This window comes from Kibdelosporangium banguiense (genome assembly GCF_017876405.1).
Lineage (GTDB): Bacteria > Actinomycetota > Actinomycetes > Mycobacteriales > Pseudonocardiaceae > Kibdelosporangium > Kibdelosporangium banguiense.
In genome coordinates, this window is sequence record NZ_JAGINW010000001.1 from 582,133 (window position 1) to 605,536 (window position 23,404).

General features: G+C 67.4%; 24 protein-coding genes. 14 read left to right on the top strand and 10 right to left on the bottom strand.

Annotated elements, in window-relative coordinates; genetic code table 11:
• Positions 1 to 20: 20 nt before the first annotated feature.
• Positions 21 to 1,388: an amidase gene (locus tag JOF56_RS02755; RefSeq protein ID WP_209634061.1), complete on the top strand. Its 1,368-nt coding sequence runs from the start codon at positions 21 to 23 to the stop codon at positions 1,386 to 1,388.
• Positions 1,389 to 1,523: 135 nt separating this feature from the next.
• Here the strand turns inward: JOF56_RS02755 and JOF56_RS02760 are convergent, their stop codons facing one another.
• On the bottom strand, positions 1,524 to 2,099 hold the full coding sequence (locus JOF56_RS02760) for a TetR/AcrR family transcriptional regulator (RefSeq protein ID WP_209634063.1): 576 nt from the start codon (positions 2,097 to 2,099) through the stop codon (positions 1,524 to 1,526).
• A gap of 84 nt (positions 2,100 to 2,183) precedes the next feature.
• Between JOF56_RS02760 and JOF56_RS02765 the strand changes: the two genes are divergently transcribed.
• Positions 2,184 to 3,629: a flavin-containing monooxygenase gene (locus JOF56_RS02765; RefSeq protein WP_307854892.1), complete on the top strand. Its 1,446-nt coding sequence runs from the start codon at positions 2,184 to 2,186 to the stop codon at positions 3,627 to 3,629.
• Positions 3,630 to 3,684: 55 nt separating this feature from the next.
• On the opposite strand, the gene JOF56_RS02770 is transcribed toward JOF56_RS02765, so the two are convergent.
• Positions 3,685 to 4,566 (bottom strand): helix-turn-helix domain-containing protein, encoded by an 882-nt coding sequence (locus tag JOF56_RS02770; RefSeq protein WP_209634067.1) that lies wholly within the window; start codon positions 4,564 to 4,566, stop codon positions 3,685 to 3,687.
• A 93-nt stretch (positions 4,567 to 4,659) separates the two neighbouring features.
• A complete protein-coding gene (locus JOF56_RS02775; RefSeq protein WP_209647968.1) occupies positions 4,660 to 5,367 on the bottom strand; it encodes a M50 family metallopeptidase in 708 nt (235 codons plus the stop codon).
• A gap of 161 nt (positions 5,368 to 5,528) precedes the next feature.
• On the opposite strand from JOF56_RS02775, the gene JOF56_RS02780 reads away from it, so the two are divergent.
• Positions 5,529 to 6,692 (top strand): putative hexosyltransferase, encoded by a 1,164-nt coding sequence (locus JOF56_RS02780; RefSeq protein WP_245378124.1) that lies wholly within the window; start codon positions 5,529 to 5,531, stop codon positions 6,690 to 6,692.
• Positions 6,693 to 6,726: 34 nt separating this feature from the next.
• On the top strand, positions 6,727 to 7,263 hold the full coding sequence (soxR, locus tag JOF56_RS02785; RefSeq protein ID WP_209634069.1) for a redox-sensitive transcriptional activator SoxR: 537 nt from the start codon (positions 6,727 to 6,729) through the stop codon (positions 7,261 to 7,263).
• On the opposite strand, the gene JOF56_RS02790 is transcribed toward soxR, so the two are convergent.
• Entirely contained in the window at positions 7,232 to 7,969 is a 738-nt protein-coding gene (locus JOF56_RS02790) for an ABC transporter permease (RefSeq protein WP_209634071.1), read from the bottom strand. The genes soxR and JOF56_RS02790 overlap by 32 nt on opposite strands.
• 146 nt (positions 7,970 to 8,115) lie before the next feature.
• Positions 8,116 to 9,033 (bottom strand): ABC transporter ATP-binding protein, encoded by a 918-nt coding sequence (locus JOF56_RS02795; RefSeq protein ID WP_209634073.1) that lies wholly within the window; start codon positions 9,031 to 9,033, stop codon positions 8,116 to 8,118.
• Between the two features lie 800 nt (positions 9,034 to 9,833).
• Between JOF56_RS02795 and JOF56_RS59390 the strand changes: the two genes are divergently transcribed.
• Both JOF56_RS59390 and JOF56_RS02810 read left to right on the top strand, forming a co-directional pair.
• The gene (locus tag JOF56_RS59390) at positions 9,834 to 11,096 is read left to right on the top strand and encodes a sensor histidine kinase (RefSeq protein ID WP_307854893.1); all 1,263 of its coding nucleotides are present in this window, start codon (positions 9,834 to 9,836) and stop codon (positions 11,094 to 11,096) included.
• Positions 11,048 to 11,701: a response regulator transcription factor gene (locus JOF56_RS02810; protein ID WP_209634075.1), complete on the top strand. Its 654-nt coding sequence runs from the start codon at positions 11,048 to 11,050 to the stop codon at positions 11,699 to 11,701. Before JOF56_RS59390 ends, JOF56_RS02810 begins: the two co-directional genes overlap by 49 nt.
• On the opposite strand, the gene JOF56_RS02815 is transcribed toward JOF56_RS02810, so the two are convergent.
• Entirely contained in the window at positions 11,698 to 12,321 is a 624-nt protein-coding gene (locus tag JOF56_RS02815; protein ID WP_209634077.1) for a response regulator transcription factor, read from the bottom strand. The two genes, JOF56_RS02810 and JOF56_RS02815, sit on opposite strands and share 4 nt — an antisense overlap.
• A 500-nt stretch (positions 12,322 to 12,821) precedes the next feature.
• Here JOF56_RS02815 and JOF56_RS02820 point away from each other — a divergent pair, with 500 nt between their 5' ends.
• The 6 genes from JOF56_RS02820 to JOF56_RS02845 all read left to right on the top strand — a co-directional run bounded on the left by JOF56_RS02820 (position 12,822) and on the right by JOF56_RS02845 (position 18,003).
• Positions 12,822 to 13,328 carry an RNA polymerase sigma factor gene (locus JOF56_RS02820; RefSeq protein ID WP_209634079.1) on the top strand — a complete coding sequence of 169 codons (507 nt, stop codon included), beginning with the start codon at positions 12,822 to 12,824 and terminating at the stop codon, positions 13,326 to 13,328.
• 71 nt (positions 13,329 to 13,399) lie between these two features.
• A complete protein-coding gene (locus JOF56_RS02825; RefSeq protein ID WP_209634081.1) occupies positions 13,400 to 14,302 on the top strand; it encodes an ABC transporter ATP-binding protein in 903 nt (300 codons plus the stop codon).
• A gap of 79 nt (positions 14,303 to 14,381) precedes the next feature.
• A complete protein-coding gene (locus JOF56_RS02830) occupies positions 14,382 to 15,107 on the top strand; it encodes an ABC transporter permease (protein ID WP_209634083.1) in 726 nt (241 codons plus the stop codon).
• Between the two features lie 6 nt (positions 15,108 to 15,113).
• Positions 15,114 to 16,349 carry a sensor histidine kinase gene (locus JOF56_RS02835; RefSeq protein WP_209634085.1) on the top strand — a complete coding sequence of 412 codons (1,236 nt, stop codon included), beginning with the start codon at positions 15,114 to 15,116 and terminating at the stop codon, positions 16,347 to 16,349.
• Positions 16,349 to 16,969: a response regulator gene (locus JOF56_RS02840; RefSeq protein WP_209634086.1), complete on the top strand. Its 621-nt coding sequence runs from the start codon at positions 16,349 to 16,351 to the stop codon at positions 16,967 to 16,969. Before JOF56_RS02835 ends, JOF56_RS02840 begins: the two co-directional genes overlap by 1 nt.
• Positions 16,970 to 17,007: 38 nt before the next feature.
• The gene (locus JOF56_RS02845; protein WP_209634089.1) at positions 17,008 to 18,003 is read left to right on the top strand and encodes a glycoside hydrolase family 18 protein; all 996 of its coding nucleotides are present in this window, start codon (positions 17,008 to 17,010) and stop codon (positions 18,001 to 18,003) included.
• Between the two features lie 110 nt (positions 18,004 to 18,113).
• On the opposite strand, the gene JOF56_RS02850 is transcribed toward JOF56_RS02845, so the two are convergent.
• The 4 genes from JOF56_RS02850 to JOF56_RS02865 are packed head-to-tail and all read right to left on the bottom strand — an operon-like array spanning position 18,114 to position 21,843.
• Entirely contained in the window at positions 18,114 to 20,324 is a 2,211-nt protein-coding gene (locus tag JOF56_RS02850; RefSeq protein WP_209634091.1) for an NAD(P)/FAD-dependent oxidoreductase, read from the bottom strand.
• Positions 20,325 to 20,531, bottom strand: a complete 207-nt coding sequence (locus JOF56_RS02855; protein WP_209634093.1) for a ferredoxin — start codon at positions 20,529 to 20,531, stop codon at positions 20,325 to 20,327. It lies immediately after the preceding gene.
• Positions 20,528 to 21,115: a ferric reductase-like transmembrane domain-containing protein gene (locus JOF56_RS02860; RefSeq protein WP_245378125.1), complete on the bottom strand. Its 588-nt coding sequence runs from the start codon at positions 21,113 to 21,115 to the stop codon at positions 20,528 to 20,530. The genes JOF56_RS02855 and JOF56_RS02860 overlap by 4 nt, the downstream gene beginning before the upstream one ends.
• Complete coding sequence (locus JOF56_RS02865; protein WP_209634095.1) at positions 21,112 to 21,843, bottom strand: DUF4142 domain-containing protein; 732 nt, start codon at positions 21,841 to 21,843, stop codon at positions 21,112 to 21,114. Before JOF56_RS02865 ends, JOF56_RS02860 begins: the two co-directional genes overlap by 4 nt.
• 245 nt (positions 21,844 to 22,088) lie before the next feature.
• Here JOF56_RS02865 and JOF56_RS02870 point away from each other — a divergent pair, with 245 nt between their 5' ends.
• The gene (locus tag JOF56_RS02870) at positions 22,089 to 22,655 is read left to right on the top strand and encodes a sigma-70 family RNA polymerase sigma factor (protein WP_209634097.1); all 567 of its coding nucleotides are present in this window, start codon (positions 22,089 to 22,091) and stop codon (positions 22,653 to 22,655) included.
• An 8-nt stretch (positions 22,656 to 22,663) separates the two neighbouring features.
• A complete protein-coding gene (locus JOF56_RS02875; protein ID WP_209634099.1) occupies positions 22,664 to 23,374 on the top strand; it encodes an anti-sigma factor family protein in 711 nt (236 codons plus the stop codon).
• Positions 23,375 to 23,404 lie beyond the last annotated feature (30 nt).

The window sequence follows — 23,404 nt, forward strand, 5'->3', positions numbered from 1 at the left end:
CTGAATCAGCAGGAGGTGTCGTGACGGAGTTCGTCGGCTTGCAGCGGACCGTTGAGCTGGTCGCTGCGGGCGATACGAGCTCAGTCGACCTCGTCACCGAGGCACTGGACCGTATCGAGAAGGCTCAGCCAAGTCTCAACGCCTTCCGTAGGCTGCGCCGCGAGGCTGCGCTTGAGGAAGCCGCGCGGGCCGACGAACGGCTCGCGGCGGGTGAGCGGGCGCCGTTGCTGGGCGTGCCGCTCGCAGTGAAGGACGACACGGACATCGCCGGTGAGCCGAGCGCGTTCGGCTGCGCGGGTGACTTCCCGATCAAGACCGAAGACGCCGAACTGGTCCGCCGGCTGCGCCAGGCCGGTGCGGTGATCGTCGGCAAGACCAACACCCCGGAGTTCGGCCAGTGGCCGTTCACCGAGGGGCACGCTTTTGGAGCCACCCGCAACCCGTGGGACGTCGGCTACACGCCAGGTGGCTCTTCTGGAGGTTCAGCCGCCGCAGTCGCCGCGGGCCTGATACCGGCCGCGACCGGTTCGGACGGGCTGGGCTCGATCCGGATCCCAGCTGCGTGGACCGGGCTGGTGGGGATCAAGCCGACGCGCGGGCTGGTGACCGGCGCCCCGCAGCCGGACTTGTGGAACGGCCTCGCCACGCACGGCCCGCTGGCCAGGACAGTCCAGGACGCGGCCCTGCTGCTGGACGTCATCGCGGCGACCGGTACCCGCATGCAGGACAGTGCCCGGCGTGAGCCAGGGCGGCTGCGCATCGCGCTGGCGCTGCGAGTCCCCTTCTCGCTCGCGCCGACCAAGCTGGATCCGGAAGTGCGCCGGGGCGTCGTCCGGCTCGGGCGAGTGCTGGCCCGGCTCGGGCACGAGGTGAAGCTGGCGAGTCCGAAGTACGGCATCGTCGGGCTCGGGGTGTTCCCACGTTCGCTCGGCGGCCTGCGGGAGGCGGCCAGTCACGTGCCGGACCTGCGGCTGCTGGACAAGCGCACCCAGCTCAACGCCCGGATGGGCGCTCTGGGAGCGCCATTTGTGAAGCTGGCGCACCTGCACGAACGTTTCGAACGGCGCCGCCTGGGGCGCATCTTCGACACAGCCGACGTCGTCCTCGCGCCGACAACGGCCACTGCCCCGACCCCGATCGGGCACTACGACGGCCTGTCCGACTTCGCCACGACCCGCGCCATGATCGCGACCTGCCCCTACGCGTGGCCGTGGAACATCCTCGGGTTGCCCGGGATCAACGTGCCCGCCGGCCTGACCTCGTCCGGGCTGCCGATCGGAGCCCAGATCATCGGCGTCGAGAACAGCGAACCGACCCTCATCTCGCTGGCAGCGCAACTGCAGAACGAGGAGCACTGGCAGGACCGCACCCCACCCAGTTCAGGCTGACCAACCAACGGACCGACGGCTCCACGGTCTGGCCCAGGACTTTGACCGGTCAGGCGACCGCCGGCACATCTCGATCGACGCCCTCGAAACGCTGGTTCCGCAGGCAGATCCGGGTGGCTCACTGGGTGAGCCGTGCTATTTCGTGAGGGCGCGCAGGGTCTTGATCAGGACGTTGACGGGGATGCTCGGGTCGATCACGCGTTGCATGCCCAGGCCGATGCCGAGGCTGAGCAGGGCTGTGGCCATGTCCTCGGCGTCCATGGCCGCGTTGGCGTCGAGTTTGGTGGCGAGCACCGAGGCGATGGTCCCGCGGATGATCTGATCTCGTGCGGCCAGTTCCTCGCGGAGGTCGGGGTCGCGGCGGGCCTGGATGGCGAACTCGACTTCGAGGGTGGTCCAGCCTTCGTCGCCGATCATTCGTTCGGCCCAGCGCTGGAAGCCCGCGACACCTTCGTCGAAGGTGCGGGCGCGGCTGACCTCGGCGAGCGCCGCGTTGAGTTCGTCGGCGTGGATCGCGTCGAGGACCGCCAGGCAGAGCTCGTCCTTGTTTCGGAAGTTCGAGTAGACCGCGCCTTTGGAGAAGCCGGCGGCATCGGCGACCTTCTCGAGCGAGGTGCCGTGGTAGCCGTCGCGCAGGAACAACGTACGGGCCGTGGCGATGAGCAGGTCCCTGGTGCGGGCCTGACTCTCGGCGCGGGTCAGTCGGGGCATCAGCCCAGCCTATGGACCTACCGCCAGTAGCTGAATACTGCTAGCTTCCAAATACCGATGGTATTTCGAACTCGGAGGTGCGGCGTGCGGGTTCCAGTCGTGGTGATCGGCGCCGGCGCGTCCGGCATCGGTGCGGCCATCAAGCTCCGGCAGGCGGGCATCGACGACTTCGTGGTGCTGGAGAAGGCCGCCGAACTCGGCGGCACATGGCGCGACAACACCTACCCGGGCTGCGCCTGCGATGTGCCGTCCGCGCTGTACTCCTACTCGTTCGCGCCCAATCCGGAATGGACACGAGCGTTCGCACAGCAGCCCGAAATCCGACGGTATCTGGAAAACACGGCCGACTCGTTCGACGTGCGCAAACACGTGCGGTACGGCGTTGAGGTCCTCGACGCACGCTGGGACGCCGAGGCGAGCCGTTGGCAACTGGACACCACGAAGGGCCACTACTCGGCTCAGATCCTGATCGCGGGTACCGGCCCTTGGCACCAGCCGCTGATCCCCGACCTCAAAGGACTCTCGGACTTTCCCGGCGAGATGTTCCACTCGGCACGCTGGAATCACGACTACGACCTGACAGGCAAGCGGATCGCGGTGATCGGCACGGGCGCTTCCGCTGTCCAGTTCGTACCGGCCATACAGCCGCAAGCCGGCCGCCTGCACCTGTTCCAGCGCACAGCCCAGTGGGTGCTGCCCAAACCCGACCACTACGTACCCAAGGTGGAACGCTGGCTGCTGCACAACTTCCCGTCGGCGCAACGCGCGCTAAGGGCGTTCGAATACGCCGCGATGGAGGCACTGGGCGTCGGCTTCCGGCATCCGCAGATCCTTCGGCTGGTCCAGCAGATCGGCCTGCTGCACCTGCGGCGTTCCGTCCGGGACCCCGAGCTGCGTCGCGCACTGACGCCGGACTACACGTTGGGCTGCAAGCGTTTACTGATGTCCAACACGTACTACAGGTCGCTCACGAAGCCGAACGTCGAAGTCCACAGCACTGCCGTGCGGGAGGTCCGGGGCAATGTGGTCGTCGGCGCGGACGGCTCCGAATCCGAAGTGGACGCGATCGTTTTCGGGACCGGGTTCCACATCCTTGACATGCCGGTCGCCTCGCACGTCCGCGACGCGCAAGGCCGCACACTGGCTGACATCTGGCAGGGCAGCCCACAGGCCTACCTGGGCACATCGGTGAGCGGGTTCCCGAACCTGTTCCTCCTGCTGGGGCCCAATCTGGGCACTGGCCATTCGTCGGCATTCTCCATCCTGGAGTCGCAACTGGCGTACGTACTTGACGCAGTCAAGGCGATCCGCCGCAACGGCTGGTCCAGCATCGACGTGCGCAAGGACGTCCAGGACGCATACAACGCAGACGTGCAACAAGCACTGCGCACGACCGTCTACAACGTGGGCGGATGTTCGAGCTACTACCTGGATGCCAACGGGCGCAACAGTTTCAGCTGGCCGTGGTCCACAGGGACGTTGAGCAGGCGGATCAAGGACTTCGATCCCAGGTCCTATGAGGCGGCATGATGGCCGATGTCGCGTGCGGCAGCGGTGGCTTCGCGCGTAGCTCCCGTTGAGGCGACTAACCGCCCGCTGCCTTCCGCACGCCCGCATGAGGAGCTACTGAACGCTCGTAGCCACTCGCGATGCTCGTAAGCAACTCCTGTGATTGCCGCGCATCCAACGCGACTCGCGCAATACTGGGAATCAGGAGGAAAAACGGGTCGACATAGTCCGGTTCTTCGAAGAAGAGGCTCGTAGCGTGGTTGTGCAGGCATAGCAACGGTCTGCCACCGTCGTAGTCCTGCAGGGTGAACGAGCCGCCGAACACCGATCGCTCTCCCGCGCAGAGCGGAACTACTCGAATCTTGGTCCGCTTCGACTCAGCGAGGAGCACCAGCTTGAGCAATTGCTCGTGCATCACCTCGGCACTCCGGACCTGGACTCTGAGCGCCTGCTCGTGTACATAGAACACGTGTCGTGCCCGGTTGAGCACCAGTTGCCGGTCCATCCGAGCACGGACGCAGTTCTCGATGTTGTCCGGATTCCGCCAGGTCTCGCGGCTGATCATGGCGCGGGCGTAGTCTTCGGTCTGCAGCAGTCCTGGCACCACTATCGGCTGATAGGTGGTCGTGGCGATGGCGGTCGATTCGTGGAAGGCAAGAGAACTCAGCGAATCCTCCAGCCCGATGCCATGTGAGTTGAGCCAGTAGCCGTGTCCGCTGTCGTTGCGGAACCGCACCAGCTCCAAGGTCTCCGCCAAGGACAACCCGGCGTGTGCCAGGAAGTGCGTCAGCTCGACGTCGGTGACCGGCGCCGTTCCGTTCTCGATGCGCGACATCCGGCTCACCGACCAGCCCAGGGTGTGCGACAGTTCGGCGAGCGTCAGACCGGTGGCCTCGCGGCGGCGGCGCATCTCGTGGCCCAGTTCCCGGCTCATGGCCGTGGATCCGTAAACGCTCATCCGCCCAACCTAGGGACGAACCGCGACGAATCCACTCAGACCGCGCCAAGGTCCACCCCAACGAGATCCCGTTTGCGCCGCTGGCAAAAGCCCTCATCCGGTCAGCATGGGCGTGAGCAGCCACATGCCGCCGAGGAAGGTCGCGCCGAGCGAGATCAGGAAGAACATGGCCACCCAGAAGAGCCCCGGCGCGCCGGTCAAACGCGCCAGCTGATCGGCGTCTGAGTCGCGGGCGCGGCCACGGCGCCGTTTGGACTGCAGCTCCCATACCGGTCGGACGCCGCCGAACAGGAGGAACCACGTGATCAGGGACGCGAACGCGGCCTGGACCTCCGGCGAGGTCACAAGCGAGACCACGACCAGCACGGCGCCGGTGGCCAGCACTGACACGACGCCGTACACGTTTCGGATCATCACCAGGACGGCGAGCATCAGCGCCGTCAGCACCCACAGCAGCAGGGTGATCCTCCCGCCGGCCATCAGACCTGCCAGACCGAGTCCGACCAGGGAAGGCGCCACGTAACCGGCGAGCGCGGTGAGGACCATGCCTGGCCCTCTGGGCTTGCCACGGGAGACGGTGACGCCCGATGTGTCCGAGTGCAGTCGGATTCCGGCGAGCCTGCGGCCAACCAAAACGGCCGCCAAGGCGTGTCCAGCTTCGTGCACGATCGTCACAACGTTGCGCGCCAGCAGCCACGGCTGGCCCGACAGGACCAGCAGCAGCGCCGCCCCGCCCGTAACCAAGATCACTACCACGGGCGGGTCCGGCTGTGTGCCGACGAGCTCGTCCCAGAAATCCACCGCGAAACCCAACCACACCTGGTGTTTGTGGCCGGTAAGCCCCTGCTCAGTCCCGGTGGCCCCGCTGGTGGACCGTCGTGGCACCCTGCGAGCGGGCTGCCCGAAAAGTCGCGCATACAGACGGCGGGCGCCGCCGACCGCACCCCAGAATGGTCAACACCATGCTCACACTGACCCGCAAAGGACGAAACATGGCGATGACGGCCGTGCGTACCAGGCCGTACCTGCTAGCCATCGGCGTTTTCGTGCTGGTTCGGCTAACGGGTGTCGTCGTGCTCGCAATACTCGCCGACAACCGCGACCGCGAGCTGTTCGACGTGTTGAAGTCCTGGGACGGCGACTGGTACCTGTCAATCGCGGAGAACGGCTACGACAACGTTCCGGCCCGGTTCGTCGACGCCGCCGGTCACCGAACGCGTACGACGCCGCTCGCGTTCTTCCCGCTATATCCAATGCTCATTCGCGGGCTGGCATATGTGACAGGCGGCGACGCATTGGCTGCCGCATTGGTCATCAGCCTCATCGCCGGGTGTGTCGCGGCAGCCGGCATCTTCCGGATCGCCCAGATCATCGACCCGCGGCCGAAGACCGGGCTGTTGCTGGTCGCATTGTGGGGCGGCGCGCCAATGGCCATCACGTTGTCGATGGCCTACACCGAGGCCCTTTTCACCGCGCTGGCCGCGTGGGCTCTGGTCGGGGTGCTGGAACGCAAGTGGATCCTCGCCGGGCTCTGCACCGCGGCCGCGGGATTGGTCCGGCCGTCGGCGTCGGTGCTGGTCGGAGTGGTCGCGCTGGCCGCGCTCGTGGCGGTGTTCCGGGAGCACCGGACCTGGCGGGCCGTCGTGTGCGCGGTGTTGTGCCCGATCGGGCTGTTCGGCTGGTGGGGTTATGTCGCCAACGAGACCGGAAGCCTGACCGGGTGGTTCGACATTCAGCGCCAGGGCTGGTTCAGCTTCTTCGACGGCGGGCAGCAGACCCTGAAATTCTTCGGCGAGATCCTGGATTCCGGCAATTCCGTGATGGAGACCGTCACCATGCTGATGGTGTTCGCGGCCGTCGTGCTGGCGGTGCTGGTCGTACGGTCGCGGATTCCGTGGCCGTTGTGGGGGTACGGCGCGGGGACCGTGTTCATGGTGGTGGTCACAGCGGGGATCACGTACTCGAAGTCCCGGTTCCTCATCCCGGCGTTCCCGCTGCTCATCCCGGTGGCGCATGGGCTGGCCAACCGCAAGACGAGCACCATGGCCACAGCCGCGGTGGCGTTCGTGCTGTTCGGCAGCTGGTTCAGCGCCTACTCGCTGACCGGCTGGAACCTGGCGATCTGACCCCGCCGGCCGCCACTGACCGTACGATCGCGACATGTCCGTCACCAGTACCGAGCTCACTGTCGGTGAGCTGGCCAGACGCGCCGGTGTCGCCGTGTCGACCTTGCACTTCTACGAGGCCAAGGGGCTGATCACCAGCCGTCGGACTGCGGGCAACCAGCGACGGTTCCGGCGGGACACGCTGCGCCGGATCGCGTTCATCCGGATCGGTCAGCGGGTCGGCGTCCCGTTGAACACGATTGCCGACGTTCTGGGACAGCTGCCCGAAGGACGGGTGCCGACGCGGTCGGACTGGGCCGCGGTGTCCGAGACGTGGCGGGCCGAGCTGGACACCAGGATCGAGCAGTTACTCCAGCTGCGGGACGACTTCACCGACTGCGTCGGGTGCGGCTGCCTGTCGCTGGACAAGTGCTCCCTGGCCAACAAGGACGACCAGCTGGCAACGCACGGCCCCGGCCCGCGCCGGCTGGTGGAAGCACGCAAACAGCAGGACGCGGACTGCGCCCCCTCGGCGCAGTCCGCGACGTGCCGGCCTGATATCACTGCCACCGGAACAGACGGGCCGCGGTAAACCCGACGCCCAAGGTGAACGCCAGCAGCACCACGAGGTGCAGTGGCTCCGGGAACGAGCCTTCCCATGCACGTTGCATCGCCTGGGAGCCGGCGCCCAGCGGGGAGAAGTCCGAGATGCGCCGGACGACATCCGGCATCATCGGCCCAGGCGTCCACAGGCCCGCCAGGAAGGCCAGTGGGAAGAACGCGACCGTGCCGATGCCGTTGGCCGCCTTCCCGTTCGGCGCGAGGGCCGAGATCAGCAGGCCGATCGAGAACATCGCGGACACGCACAGCACGAAGGCCAGCGCGAACCCGCCGAGCTGACGCGGGATGACCACGTCGAAGGCGATACCGCCGATGGCCAGCACGAGCACGGTGACGCCCGTCAGGAGAGCCAGGTTCACGATGCCCTGGGCCACCATGAGAGCCACCGGCCGGACCGGCGTGACCGCCATTTTGCGCAGCACCCCGCGTTCCCGGTAGGTGGCCAGGGCGCTGGAGAGCGCGTTGAGCGCCATCATCCCGATGATCAGGGTGATGATCGGCGGGACGTAGTAGTCGATGAAGCGGCCGCCGCCGAAGTCCTCACTCGGCTGGCCGGTGGACGGCAGCAGGCCGAAGATCGTCACCAGCAGAACCGGGATGATCACGACGAACGCGATACTCGGATCCCGCCGTAACAGGCGGAACTCCGCCCGGATCAGCTTGCCAAGCCCAGTCATCGCGCGGTTCCGCCTCCCCGGGATTTCAACGCTTGGTCGCGTTGGGTTTGCATGGCTCAGTTCGGTGCGTACCGGTGGCTGAGTTGCGTCACGTTCCCCTGAGGTGCGGTTGGGAAGCACCTGGCCTGATACCGAGGTCTGGGGTTTCATGATTCGTCTCCCAACTGGCGGCCGGTGAGGGCCACGAAGGCGTCTTCGAGGTTCGTCTGCTCGACCCGCAGGTCCAGGGCGACCACGTCATGGCGGGCCAGGGCCGCGCTGACCGCTTGCAGGAGGTTGCCCTGGCCGGTCACGACCACCTGGCTCGCTGTGTGAGCCACCTCGGTGACCTCGGGCAAGTCGGTCAGCAGCTGGTCGGGAAACGGGACCGACGGCCGAAATCGCAGCCGCTGGCCGCCGCCGTCCACCCGGGCCACCAGGCCGGCCGGCGTGTCGATGGCGACCACGCGCCCCTCGTCGACCAGGGCCAGCCGGTCGCACAGCCGCTCGGCCTCCTCCATGAAGTGGGTCACCAGGACAACCGTCACGCCGCGGTTGCGGATGCCCTCGATCAGCTCCCAGGTGTCCCGGCGCGCCTGCGGGTCCAGGCCGGTGGTCAGCTCGTCCAGGAAGGCGATCTCCGGGTTGCCGATCAGGGCCAGCGCGATGGCCAGGCGCTGCTGCTGGCCGCCGGACAGCTTGTTGAACGCCGTGCCGCGCTTGCCGGTCAGGCCGAGGTCGTCCAGCAGCTTGTCGCCGTCGGCCGGGCCGGGGTAGAAGGAGGCGAACAGCTCCATCGCCTCGCCGACCCGCATCTTCTCGGGCAGTTCGCTCTTCTGCAGCTGGACGCCGACTCGCCGGCGCAATTCCGATTCATCGCGGCGTGGGTCGAGCCCGAGCACGGAAATGCTTCCGCTGTCCGCGGTACGCAATCCTTCGACACATTCCACTGTGGTCGTCTTTCCGGCACCGTTGGGTCCGAGAATGCCGAATATCTCGCCCCGCTCGACGGTGAAGGAAACATCGTCGACCGCTACTTGCCGTCCATATCGCTTATGCAGGTTCGCGACCTCGATGACCGCCATTCCCCGCCTCCCTCGAACGTTTCCTGTTGGTGCCGAGAACGTTATTGAGTTCGGCGGCCGTTGCGAATCCGTCTGAGGCCAGACCTGAGGTGGGGCTAGCCATACCCTCCTGCTGTACCTGCGCGCAGTGCATGGGGTGGTGCCGATCAGCGAAACTGGTCGCGTGCTGCGCCGATACGTCCTCGCCCCGGTTCGCGGGCTGGCGCTGTTCGGCCTGTCGATCGTCGGCCTCGTGCAGGCCGTGGTGGCGCTGGTGGTCTCTTTCACGGGCCTGGTGCGGCAGTTCGAGCTGGAGCGGTGGCTGCCGAACCTGGTCCGGCGGTTGAGCCACCGCTGGCTCGGCCTGGACATCCCCACGCCGTATCGGCCCATGCCGCCGTTGCCCAAGCCGGAGCCGGACGGCCGGTACAAGATCGGCAATCAGCTCTACCGCGGCCGGCGCGCGGTGCAGCGGATGCAGCGGTTCCAGTGGCTGCTCAAGGACCCGGCCACTCACCGGGACCACCTCTGGGCGCTGCTGACCCCGATGACCGGCGGGTTCGCGGCGGCGCTGCCGCTCCTGCTGCCGGTGGCCGGTTTTCTGCTCCACCCGCTGGCCGCGATCCCGCTGGCCATCGCCGGTGCCATGAGCGCGCCGGCGATGCTGCGGGTCTACGCCGGGTGGACTGGCGCACTTCTGGGGCCACCCGGCCGGACCGGGCGCAGCCGCGTGTGGGGCTGGGTCATGGACAGGGTGTTCGCCCAGCTCAAACTCGCGGCCACGTTCGGGCTGGCGCTCTGCGGGATCCCCCCTCGCCCTGGTGCTCGCCGGGTCGGTCTTCCCCCGATTCCTCGGACCTTTGGAGCTCACGCGCCGCCCGGCGCGGCGCTTCGTCAACGCCCGGCGCGCCCAGATCACCAGATGGTCCGGGGTCGAGATCACCGAGCCCTACTTGCCGCTCCCACCGCCGCCCACGCCGCGCCCGGACGGCAAGTACCAGCGCGGCCGTATGTTGTACGACTCCCCCACGGTCATCATCGCCACGCAGAACACAGTGGCCCTGGCAAAGGACCCGGCCACCTGGCGGGACCTGCTCTGGCTGATCCTCGATCCGCTGCTCACCCTCGTGCTCGCGGCGGTGCCGGTGCTTCTCGTGGTGTTCGGCTTCTTCGTCTACTTCTGGTCCTGGGTGTGGTCCCTCCCGTTGGCCGTCTTCACCGACTTCGATCTCCGCAAGGGCTGGGCGTACGTCACCGACTACATCCCGGGCCTGGAGAACACCGGGCCGTGGCTCACTCCGGTGGCCGGGCTGGTCGTGACGGTGCTGGTCCTCCCAGCGAGCCATGCCCTGCTCAAGGCACACGGCCACTGGAGCAGGTTCCTGCTGGCGCCGACCAGGTCGGCGGAGCTGGCTCTGCGGGTGGACCACCTGACCGAGACCCGCACCGAAGCGACGGACACGCAGGCCGCCGAGCTGCGCCGGATCGAACGCGACCTGCACGACGGCGCCCAGGCTCGCTGGGTGGCCATGGGATTGAACCTCGGCGCGGTCGAGCGGCTGATCGACCAGAACCCGGAAGCGGCCAAGAAACTCCTGGCCAGCGCCCGGAACGCGTCGGCGGAGGCACTCGTGGAGCTCCGTCAGCTGGTGCGCGGGATCATGCCGCCGGTCCTGGCCGAACGTGGTCTCGGCGACGCGGTTCGTGCACTGGCCCTGGACAGCCCGTTGGACGTGCATGTCGTCGTGGAACTGCCTGGTCGCGTGGAGGCGCCAGTCGAGGCGGCGGTGTACTTCGCGATCACCGAGTTGCTCACGAATGTGGCCAAGCACGCCGAGGCCGAACGGGTCAGCGTGGACATCCGGCACGTGCATGGCAAGCTCCGGGTCACGGTCAGCGATGACGGCCGGGGCGGCGCGGATCCCGCAGGTGGCAGCGGCCTGCAAGGGCTGCGGCGACGACTCGCTACATTCGACGGCGTCTGCACCCTCACCAGCCCGTTGGGCGGACCGACCACCGCGACCTTGGAGGTCCCGTGCGTGTTGTCCTCGCCGAGGACCTCTACCTCCTCCGAGACGGCCTGACTCATCTGCTGACCGCGCACGGCTTCGACGTGGTCGCGGCCGTCTCCAGCGGCCCTGAGCTGGTCAAAGCCCTCGACGAACAGCGGCCGGACGTGGCGATCGTGGATGTACGGCTGCCGCCGACGTTCACCGACGAAGGCCTGCAGGCGGCTCTCGAGGCGCGCCGCAAGGTGCCTGGCCTGCCGGTGCTCGTGCTGTCCCAGCATGTCGAGCAGCTCTACGCACGGGAGCTGCTGGCAGACGGCGCCGGGTCGATCGGCTATCTGCTCAAGGACCGGGTGCTCAATTCGGACCAGTTCATCGACGCCGTCCGCCGGGTCGCCGAAGGTGGCACCGCGATGGATCCAGAGGTCATCTCCAAGCTGCTGGCCAGCAACGCACGCCATGAGCCACTCGCCGCGCTCAGCCCGCGGGAGCGTGAGGTCCTGGAGCTGATGGCCGGTGGCCGGTCCAATGCCGCGATCGCCGCACAGCTTTTCGTCAGTGAAGGTGCGGTCGGCAAACACACCGCGAACATCTTCTCGAAGCTGCAGCTGGCGCCGTCGGATGACACCAACAGGCGGGTGCTCGCGGTGCTGGCGTATCTGAACAGCACAAGTTCCTAGAGGCGGTGGCGCACTTCCGCAGCCAGTACCGCGGCCTGCGTGCGACGGCGCAGGCCCAGTTTGCCCAGCACGCTTGAGACGTAGTTCTTCACTGTCTTCTCGGCGAGATTGAGGCGTTCGGCGATCTGCCGATTTGTCAGGCCTTCGCCGATCAGGCGCAGCACGGATCGTTCACGCGTGGTCAACGTGTGCAGCGGGTCGCGCGGCTGCTCGGGCTTGGCCTCCTGAGGGAGCCTCCCGCCTGCGCCGACTATGCGGATGGCGCTGGTCAGCTCGGACCCGGCGACGTGTTTGGGCACGACACCGGCGGCTCCCGCGGCGATCGCGGCATCGACGATGTCGGGGGCGACGGCGTCGTGGTCGACGAACGGAGTCAGCATCAGGCACCGCACCTCCGGGCAACGTAGTTGCAGGTCACGGCACAACTGGACGCCGTCGCCGTCGGGCAGGCGGACATCCAGGACGGCCACGTCCGGGAGCTGTTCGGGGACCAACGCCAAGGCTTCGACGACGGTGCCGGCCTGCCCGACGACGTGCATGTCCTGCTCGTCGGCGAGTAACGCGGCCAGCCCACGCCGGACGAGCTCATGGTCGTCGACGATGAAAACGCTGGTGTTCACGGTGTGCCGCGCAACGCGATCAGGCGCGTCGCGCGGCACACCCGCGCCCGGCCGAGCGACGCGGCCCTGCCCCGCGTCGCTCGGCCGCCGGTGCGTTCAGCACCGGTGGCTCCTTGAGGTACTCCACCGCGTGGTACTACACCGCAACTCCGAGGTGACGGAATTCTGTCGATCACAATAACCTGGAAACAATTCCTCGCCAGTTGATCCGGACCGAGCCGCAACGTCTCCCACGCTAGGTAATTCGTTTGAGAAGCTCGCCTCTGACCGAGGTTCACTCGAATGGCGGAAGTTAGTGACCGCCGTACCGCCGTTACAGTGAAACCGCTGATATAGGTTGAGATTCTCACCACATGAGACACGGGCCGAATGGCCCTCCCACACCCGTGTCACACGGTAGAAGCTCTTCTGGAAACACGGAAGAAATATGTTCAAATAACAACTACTCGACATCGAGACGGCCGCGCGGCGAGTCGCGTAGGCCGATCGGGGGTGTGGTAATGCCGGTCCCGGACGCACGTACGCGTACCGACGACTACTGGCAGGAGTGCATCAGGATCCGGCCGACGCTGGTCCGGATCGCCGCCCGGCGTTGTGCGGCACCGGTGGACCCCGATGACATCGTCGGCGAGGCCCTCATCCGCGGGGCCGAGTTCGGCGACCTTGATATGAGCAGGCTGGAGCAATTCCTGGTCGCCACAGTCACCCGGCTGTGCGCCGACGAGGCCAGGCGCCGCACAGTGGCCACCCGGATGGCCAACCACCCGAGGCTGGTGCCGCCGACCGCCGACGATCCCGCCGAATTCGCGTGCGACAAGGCCGAAGCACGCTGGCTGGCGGTCCGGATTCTGGCGCTGCCGCGCCGTGACCAGGTACTGGTAGACATGCTCGCCGACGGAATGCCGCACAGCGAGATCGCGCGTGAACTCGGCACCACGACCCAGGGCGCGCACTCGGCGCTGTACCGGCTGCGCAAGCGGATCGGGGCGCATCGACCGATCGGCTGATGTGGCCATCCACCGACATGGTGGCTGGTAAGGCGATCCGCACGGGCACCTGACCGGCGCATGCTGCCGGTATGTCAGTGATAGAGGTGTCCAACTTGCACAAGGCGTACCGCGGCAAGGTCGCGGTACAGGAAGTTTCGTTCGCCGTGGCCGAGGGTGAGATCTTCGGCATCCTCGGCCCCAACGGTGCGGGCAAGACGACCACGGTCGAATGCGTCGCCGGGCTGCGCGTGCCGGACGGTGGGATGATCCGCGTTCTCGGCCTCGATCCCCGCCGCGACGCCACGAAACTGCACACCCAGGTCGGGGTGCAACTCCAGGAGAGCCAGCTGCCGGAGCGGCTGAAGGTGTGGGAAGCGCTGCACCTGTACGCCTCCTTCTACCCCGATCCGCTGGACTGGGAGCAGCTGATCGTCGACTGGGGCCTGGCCGAGAAACGCGCTACGCCGTACGCGAAGCTGTCCGGCGGCCAGAAGCAGCGGCTGTTCATCACCCTCGCACTGGTCGGCAATCCCAAGGTGGTGTTCCTCGACGAGCTGACCACCGGCCTGGATCCGCAGGCGCGCCGTGAGACGTGGGAGCTGATCGAGAAGCTGCGGCGCACTGGCGTGACCGTCGTGCTGGTCACCCACTTCATGGAAGAGGCCGAGCGGCTCTGCGACCGGCTCGCGGTCATCGACGACGGCCAGGTCGTCGCGCTCGACACACCCGCCGGGCTGGTGTCGAAGGTGGACAACCGGCAGCGGATCCGATTCCGCGTCGCGGGCCAGTTCGACGAGCGGCTGCTGACCGGGATTCCCGAGGTCAGCGAGGTGGCGCACGAGGGGAGCCACCTCGTGGTGACCGGCCGGGGCGACCTGCTCTACGCGGTCACGTCGGTCCTGGCGCGCAACCAGATCGTGGCAGCGGACCTGCGTGTCGAACAGGCCAGCCTGGACGACGCGTTCGTCGCGTTGACCGGCAAGCGTTTCTGACCGTCCTACCAACGGGCCATCCGCTGGCCCTCGCACGGGGCCATCGTCCTTTCACTCGAATTCATCCTGGAGAACTCCCATGTCTGGTGGCGGCACGCTCACATTCACGGAGCTGAAGCTTTTCCTGCGAGACCCGGCGTCGACCATCGCCACGGTCGCGCTGCCGGTCGCGATCGTGGTCGTGTTCGGCGTGATCGCGCAGCCGGCCGGCGACGCCGATCCGATCATGACCTACTTCCCGACCATGGCTCTCGCGTTGGGCCTGGCGCAGCTGGCACTCAACCTGACGCCGACGACGTTGGCCGGATACCGGGAGAAGGGGATCTTGCGCCGGATGTCGACCACGCCGGTGCATCCGGCGAAGATGCTCACCGCCCAGCTGGCGATCAGCGTCGGGCTGGCGGTGGTCGCCGCGGTCCTGGTCACTCTGGTGGGCCACCTCGGCTTCCAGTTCGAGCTCCCCCAGCATGTGCCGGGTTTCCTGGCCGCGTTCGGGCTCGGGTGCGCCGCACTGTTCTCGATGGGGCTCCTCGTCGCGGCCGTCGCGCCGAGCGCGCGGGTCGCGACGGGGGTGGGTGTCGGGCTGTTCTTCGTGAGCCTGGTGTTCGGCGGGGTGTTCATGCCGGCCGAGACCCTGCCGCCGTTCCTGGTGCGGATCGGCGACTTCACCCCGTTGGGCGCCACCATGCAGTCGCTGCGGGACAGCTGGGGTGGCACCATGCCGGAGCCACTGCATCTGGCGGTGCTCGGTGGCTACACGATCGTGGCCGGACTGGCGGCGGCCAAACTCTTCCGCTGGGAATGAGGAGCGATGCTGCAGGTCACTGAGCAGGACCAGGACCGTGCGGCGCGCACGGCGAGGTGGATCTACATCGGGATCGCGTACCTCGCCCTGGCGTTCGCGGTCACCTGGACGCTGGTCCAGCCGGAGCTCACGCCGCGGCCGGGCCGCACGCTCGCGTTGAGCGCGGCGGCCGCGGTGTGGCTCACCGGGTTCGCCGTCTGGTGGCCGGCCTGGCCGCGGCGCCGGGTCTGGGCAGTGATCGGATATCTGGGTCTGCTCGCGCTCAACGCCACGTTGATGGCCAGCAGTGAGACGTTCACCGCGTTCGTGTGGGTCGGCTACCCGTTCGCCTTCGCGATCTTCCCGGCCCGGTGGGCCGTCTTCGCAGTGACCGCGAACGCGTTCTGCACGTTCGTGGCGCAGAGCGGGGCCCTGCAGCAGAGCTCGCCGTACACCGTGATGATCGCGATCGCCGGGCCGGTGATCTTCGCGGGCTGGTACGCGGGCGTCGAGAGTGAGAAACGCAAGAAGGCGATCGCGCAGCTGACGGACACCAACCGGCGCCTGGCGAGCGCCATGGAGGAGAACGCCGGGCTGCACGCGCAGCTCATGGCGCAGGCGCGCGAGGCGGGCGTCCTCGACGAGCGTCAGCGGATGGCGCGCGAGATCCACGACACCCTGGCGCAGGAACTCGCGGCGATGATCAGGCAGCTGCAGGCCGCCGACCGGGTCCGGGAACAACCGGCCCAATGGCAGCACCACATGGACCAGGTCCAGATGCTGGCCCGCCGCAGCCTGTCGGAGGCGCGCCGGTCGGTTCAGGCGCTGCGGCCGGAACCGCTGGTGCGTTCCAGGCTGCCGGACGCGATCGAGGAGATGGCGCACGCGTGGAGCCAGACTTCGCGGGTGGCGTTGACGTTCGGCACCAACGGCACACCGGCGCCGATGATCCCAGGTATCGAGGTCGCGCTGTTCCGGGTCGCGCAGGAGGCCTTGGCCAACGTCGCCAAGCACGCGGGTGCGTCACGCGTCGGCATCACGCTGTCCTACCTGGACGACCTGGTCCTGTTGGATGTCCGGGACGACGGCGCCGGATTCGAGCCAGGCAAGGTGGCGCCCGGCGGGGACCATGGGTACGGCCTGAGCACCATGCGTCAGCGGCTGCTCGGCGTGGGTGGGACCCTGGAGATCGAGAGCGGGCCGGGTGAGGGGACCGCCATCGGAGCCAGCGTCCCGGCGATCCGGGCAGAGGGAGACGCGTGATGATCCGGCTGCTGATCGTGGACGACCACCCGGTCGTCCGGGACGGGCTGCGGGCCGCGTTCACCGGCGAGCCGGACATCGAGGTGGTCGGTGAGGCGGGCAACGGCCTGCAGGCCATCGAGATGGTGTCCGCGAACCAGGCCAACGTGGTGCTGATGGATCTGCGGATGCCGGAGCTCGACGGGGTGCGCGCGATCCGCCGGCTGCGGGAGTCCGCGCCGGACACCCGCGTCCTGGTGCTGACAACGTTCGACACCGACAGCGATGTGCTGCCCGCGATCGAGGCGGGGGCGACGGGCTACTTGCTCAAGGACGCGTCGACCGAGGAACTGCTGCGGGCGGTCCGCGCAGCGCACCAGGGCCAGTCTGTGCTGTCGCCGTCGGTCGCGAACCGTCTCGTCGGTCAGGTGCGTAAGCCACAACGCGGCACGCTGAGCCCGCGTGAGCTTGAAGTCCTACGGCTGGTCGCAGCCGGTGCCACGAACCGCGAAGCCGCGTCGAAGCTGTTCATCAGCGAAGCCAGCATCAAGACGCACCTGCTGCACATCTACGCCAAGCTCGACGTCCGGGACCGAGCCGCCGCCGTCGGGGAGGCCTACCGGCGGGGCCTGCTGGACTGACGCAACCAAGTCGATCTTCCGACGTCCTCCTCAGCGTGATGAAGCGCCCGTGGGTCCGCCATTCACTGACCACGCTGGGTGCCTTGATGATGGTGCCGCTGCTCGCGCTCACAGTGATCGTGACCTGGTTGTGGACGCAAGGCTCCGGGCACGTCCCCGCCGACGCCCGCGGCAACGGGTCGGACGCCATGTGGCTGGGGCACGCCTGGGTCGACGGTCGCAAAACGCAGTCCGATGTGGACGCTCTGACCGAACACCTGAAACAGACCGAGATCCGGGACCTGTTCGTCCATAGTGGCCCGCTTTCGCCGGACGGCTCGCTGGACCCGTCACTACGGCCACAGGCCAAGTGGCTGGTCGCGGCAATGCACCGGGCGATGCCGGGAGTCCGCGTGCAGGCCTGGCTCGGCGCGGTCGTCGCCAAAGACCGGCTGAATCCAGATAACGATGGTATCCGGAAACTGATGGTCGCCAGCGCGGCCCAGGTGCTCGACGACGGGTTCGACGGCGTGCACTACGACCTGGAGCCAATGGCTGACGGGACAACAGGTTTCCTGCGACTGCTGGAAAGCACGCGCGAGCTGACACGCGCCCGCGACGCGGTCCTGTCCGTGGCCGCTCACCAGGTGGAAGTGGTCCCAGGCATGCGCCGCCTCGGACAGTTGATGATCGGCAAGCCGCACTGGTGGACAACCGGATACCTACGGAATGTGGCTGAGCGTGTGGATCAGGTCGCGATCATGGCCTACGACACCGGAGTGCCGTTCGAGACCGGATACAGCGGCTACGTGCGGGCCCAGACAAAGAAAGCCCTGGAAGCCGTACCGTCAACAGTGGCTTTGTTCATCGGAATCCCCGCCTACCACTCCGCAGGCCCAGGGCACACCGACGCGGAGACAGTCCCAGCGGCACTTCGCGGCGTCCGGCTGGCCTTGGACGGCGGGAAGCCGGAGCGGCCGTTCGGCGTCGCGGTCTACATAGATTTCGAAGCCACCGCACAAGATTGGGCGGCGTACCGCACGGAATGGCGTTAGGGCAACAAAAATGCCCCTCGCGGTGAGCGGTCGGGTTTGCTCACACGCGAGGGGCGCACCGCGACGGCCGAGGGCCCGGCCGCCGCGGCGTTGCTCGGCCAGCCGTGTCTCTAGCCGAACCCTCTGGTCGCTCGCCCAACGGGCAAGCGAACGTCTTCTCGTGCGTCAGGCCGCGCGACGGGCTGCATCGACGGGAACGATGGGTGCTCCATCATCGGCATGGGAGGCCGCTGAACCGGACGCATCGACGGGAATGACGGATGCTCCATCCTCGGCGCGTCGGCCGCAGGACGCGCGACCGGCCGCATGTTCGGAAAGGACGGATGCTGGCTGGGCGGAATGGGCGGCATCGGCGGTAGCGGCATGCGCTCCGACGAGTCCATCTGGTCCAGGTCCATCGGTGCCCGCTCCGAGCGGCGCTCGCGCTCGACGCGACGCTCCCGGTCGATCCTGCGGTCCGCCCGGCGTTGTCTCGCCGGCGGCGGCGCCGGTCTCATCGCCGCCGCCGGCGTGTCCGGCACCGGAATGTTCGGCACCGACAGGTTTGACAACGACAGGTTGGGCGCGGACAGGTTCGGGATGGCCGACGTCTCCGGCATGCTCGGCTCGGAGGTGATGGCCGGCATCATCTCGGTCACCGCCATGTCGGGACGGGGCATCTGCCCGGAGTGCCAGGGGCCGGAGTTCATCGGCGGCGGCATCGGGGTGCGGGGCTCCGAAGGCCTTGGCACAGGCGACATCGCACGCATGGACGGTGTCGACATAGGGGGTGCCGACATCGGCATGGAGTTCATGGGAGGGCGCTGTACCGGGGCCATCGCCCGCATCGACGGCGTCGCCATCGGCATGGACGGCATCGGCCGGGAATGCTGGACCGGGCGGTTGACCGCCGCCGCCGGCATCATCGGCCGCTGGTATGGACCGGACGGCATCGCCGGCCGGGCCACTGGCATGGAGAAAGGTGCCGTGTTGGGAGCGGCCTGCGGTGCCGACTGGAGCGCGGCCATGGCCGGGACCTGGGTCGGCATCTCGGACATCGGCACCGGCGGGGCCATGCCCAGCGCGGGGATCGATGGCCGCTGCTGGACCGCGGGCGCGGCCTTCGGGGCCGGGGCGACCGGACGCTTGGCCGGGGTCTCGGGAACCGGCAGCAGCTTGTGCAGTTCCTCGGTCCACTTGATCATCGCGCGCGGGGTGTCCCAGCCGCACACACCGACCAGCTTGCCGTCCCGGACATAGCCGGTGACGCCTGGTGTGCCCGGGGTTCCGTCGGCGAGGTGGACGGTGTCCTTGCCCAGCGAGGGAACGCCGGCGATCTGCAGCCGGACGTCGTACTGGCCGGACCAGACGCGCGGGATCGGCGTGAACGGAGTCGCCTTCTCGCGCCCCAGAAGCAGGTTCTCCGCCGCGTGGCGGCCCATCTCGACCGCGTTGATCCAGTGCTCGATGCGGCGCGGCGTGTCGTCGTACCGCAGGTTCGGGAAACGCGCGCAGTCGCCGACTGCCACAACGTCTTCAGCACCTGCAGCGAACAGCGTGGCGTCGCAGAGCACGCCGTCCTCAAGCACCAGGCCGGATCCGCGCATCCACTCGACCGCGGGGATCGAGCCGACAGCCATGATCACGCAGCCGGCCACGAGCAGCTGGCCATCGGTGGTGTGCATGGCGATGGAGTCGTCGGAGACCACCCAGTTGCGGATGTCCGTGCCCATCGCCATCCGGGCATGGTGCTTGCGGTGCAACGTGTCCACTGCGGACGCGACCTCGTTGCCGAGGTTTCGCAGCGGGAACTTCGACCGGCCGACCATGGTCACGTCACGGCCCATCTTGCGGGCGCTGGCGGCCACGTCACAGCCGATGTATCCGGTGCCGAGCACGACGATCGGCAGGTCGCACTCCTGGATGGTGCGCTTGGCGGCCATCGCTTCGTCGACTGTGCGCATGGTGTGCACGCGCGGGCTGTGCCGGGGAACTCCCTTGAGGTGCCGGGGTTCCACGCCGGTGGCGATGATCAGGCCGTCGTACTTGATCTCCTCGCCACCCGGCAGGTGCACGACCTTTCGTTGCGTTTCAAGCCGTTCCGCCCGGGTACCCAGCCGCCAGCGAGCGCCGGTGTCGACATACCTCTGCAGCGTCAGGTCCGCCGCCCGATCGGTGCCGGCCAGCAGATTCTTCGACACCAGCGGTCGGTGGTACGGCCATCGGGGCTCGTCACCGATGATCACCAGCTCACCGTCATAGTCCATCTCGCGCAGGCGTTCCGCGGCCCGTAAGCCGCCGACACCCGCGCCGACGATGACGATGCGTTCGAAGTCGGTCATCTAAACCCTGTTCACCTTGATGGCCTGCTGGGGACAGCAGCGCGCGGCTGCTATCGCCTGCTCGACCTGGTCCTCCACCGGTCTCTTCGTGTACAGCAGCCGACCGTCGTGGCTCAGCTGGAACAAGTCCGGGGCTTCCATTTCACAGATCGCGAACCGCTCGCAGCGGTCGTTGTCCACTTTGAGGCGAACCCTCTGGCCTTTCATACCTGCTCCTCCACGAGTCCGATCTGCACCAGCATTCGCGTGGGCACGAACCGCAGGATCGACAAGGTAACGGTTGGGATGAGCAATGTCAGCCCCACGAGCCACACCAATGACAGATGGCTGTTGGCCATCGCGCCGAGCAGCGAGTGGATCGCCAGGAGCGGCAACGCGAGGTACGCCGACCGGTGAATCCACTGCCACCGGCGGTAGGACGTCCAGTTGTACATCGTGGCTGTGATCGCGATGGCGATCATCAGTTCCAGGCCGACGATAGCAATGGCGTACCGGAAGTCCATGCCGATCGGGATGGTGATCTCCGCGATGGAGAACTTCCCGTCCTGGAAGAACAGGAAGCCCATCGCGTGCACGATTCCGAAAGCGATGGTCAGTGTGGCCAGGACCATATGCAGCGAACGCAAGGTCTTGCGTTCACCCAGTCTTCGGGCCCAGCCGGTCTTGGTCAGCACGCCCCAGCAGATCGTCAGGCACATCAACGAATAGGAGACGCGCGCGGCGACAGCAGCGACGCCGCGAAGGCCCTCATCAGCCGCGCCACCGACGGCGAGGATCATGATGTCGTTCAACGTGCGTATTCCTTGTCTACATACGTCCGAACACGTGGTTCGTCGGAGACCGGGCCGTCGGATTGCCGGTAACGGCGCCGGTTGCGACTGGTCGCCAGCCACAGCACGAAGATCGTGAGGGCGACCATCAGCGGCACCAGTGCCACCGCGACCACCATGTCAGTGCCTTCCGAGTCCGACGCCAGCTTCAGCGGTGTCGGGTCCGCGAGAGCGTCGTACGCGACGTTGTTCGTGCTCTCCAGGATCGTCATGTGCTTCATCACGATGGTGTTCGCGGTCGTGGCGAACTTGCGGATCTCCGGGTCCGTTGTGGTGGCACGAACCTGGGCGATCAGCGGAAAGATCATCCCGTGGGCGGAGCGAAGGCGCATCGCCCATACGGAGTCAAACTGCGCGCCGGTGGAGGTGGCCATCTCGGTGAGCCAGCTCTTCTGGGCGTCGTTCGGCTCGGCCGGCAGGGCCTTGTTGTACAGCGCCGCGACCCGGCGGACCTCCTGGTCGAGTACCGCGTGGTCGGTCATCAGCGTGCGGCCGACCTCCTGGACCCTGGGGTCGTCGGAGCGTTCGGTGGCCATCTCGCCCGCGGGCATCTCCCAGAGCCCGGCCAGCCGGACCTTGGTGAGCAGATCGCCGTCGAGCGTCCTGAGATCGCCGTTCGGCTGCGCCCAGGCGACGGACGGCGAGGCGAACAACAGCAGGAACACCAGCGACGTGAGAAGTCGTTTCACGGCATCCTTCCTGTCTCGGGGCGTCCGTGGCTGACGGACACGCGTGGCGACGTTGCTGGAAAAGGCCGTGTTGAATCCACTGTGGACGTTTCCTGGGACTTCGTCCGCCACAGTGGATCCGGTGCGTCCTTCTCGGGGCACCTGGATTGCGCCTTCATCGATGGATACGGAGCCGGGGGTTGCTCGGTTCAAACAAAAATTCCGCAACGATTTGAGACTGGACTCCCACCGGCGGTCACACCAGGATGTCAGGCGTGGGACGCCACAGCCATTCTGCAAGAGCTCTTCTGGGTGACGAGCTCCCCCGTCATGGACACACCGAGGAAGACCTGGCTACAGCCTTGTACCGGGACTTCGGGACTCCATTGATGGCCTTCGCGCTCAAGCTGACCGGCAACGACCGGCACTGGGCGGAGGACGTCGTGCAAGAAACCCTGATCAGGGCCTGGCGCAATGCCGAGAAGCTCGACCGCAGCCCGGACATGCTGCGGGCCTGGCTCTACACGGTCGCCCGGCGCATCGTCATCGACGGCAGGCGCAGCAGGAAGGCACGTCCCCAGGAGGTCGAGGAGCCGGACGCGAACTCGGTGGGCGTACCCGACGAATCAGACAGGACACTCAGCGCGATGGTCGTCTACGACGCACTACGGGTGTTGTCCGACGACCAGCGCGAGGCAATCATGCAGACCTATCTACGTGATCGCACGGTTAACGATGTGGCCGAGACACTTGGCGTTCCGCCGGGTACGGTCAAGTCGAGGCTGTACCACGCGGTCCGTGCACTGAGGCGCGCGCTGCGCGATCGGGGGTGAAGTCGAGAATGGTCCACGCGTCCGGGCACGTAGACATCGCCGCGTACATTCTCGGCGCGCTCGACGAGCCGGATAACGCAGCGTTCGAGGAGCACCTGCTCGACTGTCCACGATGTCAACTGGATCTGGTCGAGTTACAGGACGTGCCTGACCTGCTCGACGCGGTCAAACACGACGCGCCCGCGCTGCTGGTGCCCGTCCCCGGCCCTCAGGTGCTCACCTCCCTGTTGGAGGAGGCCTCCAAATCCAGGCTGCGCCGTCGGCGCAGGCAGTGGTTCGGCGCCGCCGCCGCGGCCTTCCTGATCGTCGCCGCCCCCGCGGTCACGATCGTGGTGACCAGCGGTGATCCGTCGCCGGTGACCGCCAGTCCGCCGGTGAACGTCAAGCTCGAGCCCACAGACGCACCGCCGCCCAGCGAAGAGCCGCATGTGCTCAACGGCGTCGGCGGCGAACTGGACGCCAACGTCACGATGCTGGCCCAGGAATGGGGCACGCAGATCAACGTCGACCTGCGCGGAGCCGTCGGTCCTCGCACGTGCGAACTGGTGGCCGTCTCCAACCGCGGGCAGACCGAGACCGTCACCAACTGGACGGTGCCGAAAGGCGGCCGCAACGAGCCGTTGAAGCTCAGCGGCGGGACATCGTTCCAGCCTGGCGACATCACCCGGCTCGAGGTCCGCGACGACGCCGGACAGGTGCTGCTGTCATTGAACGGATGACGGGGCTGACCAGCTAACCTCGACGGTGAT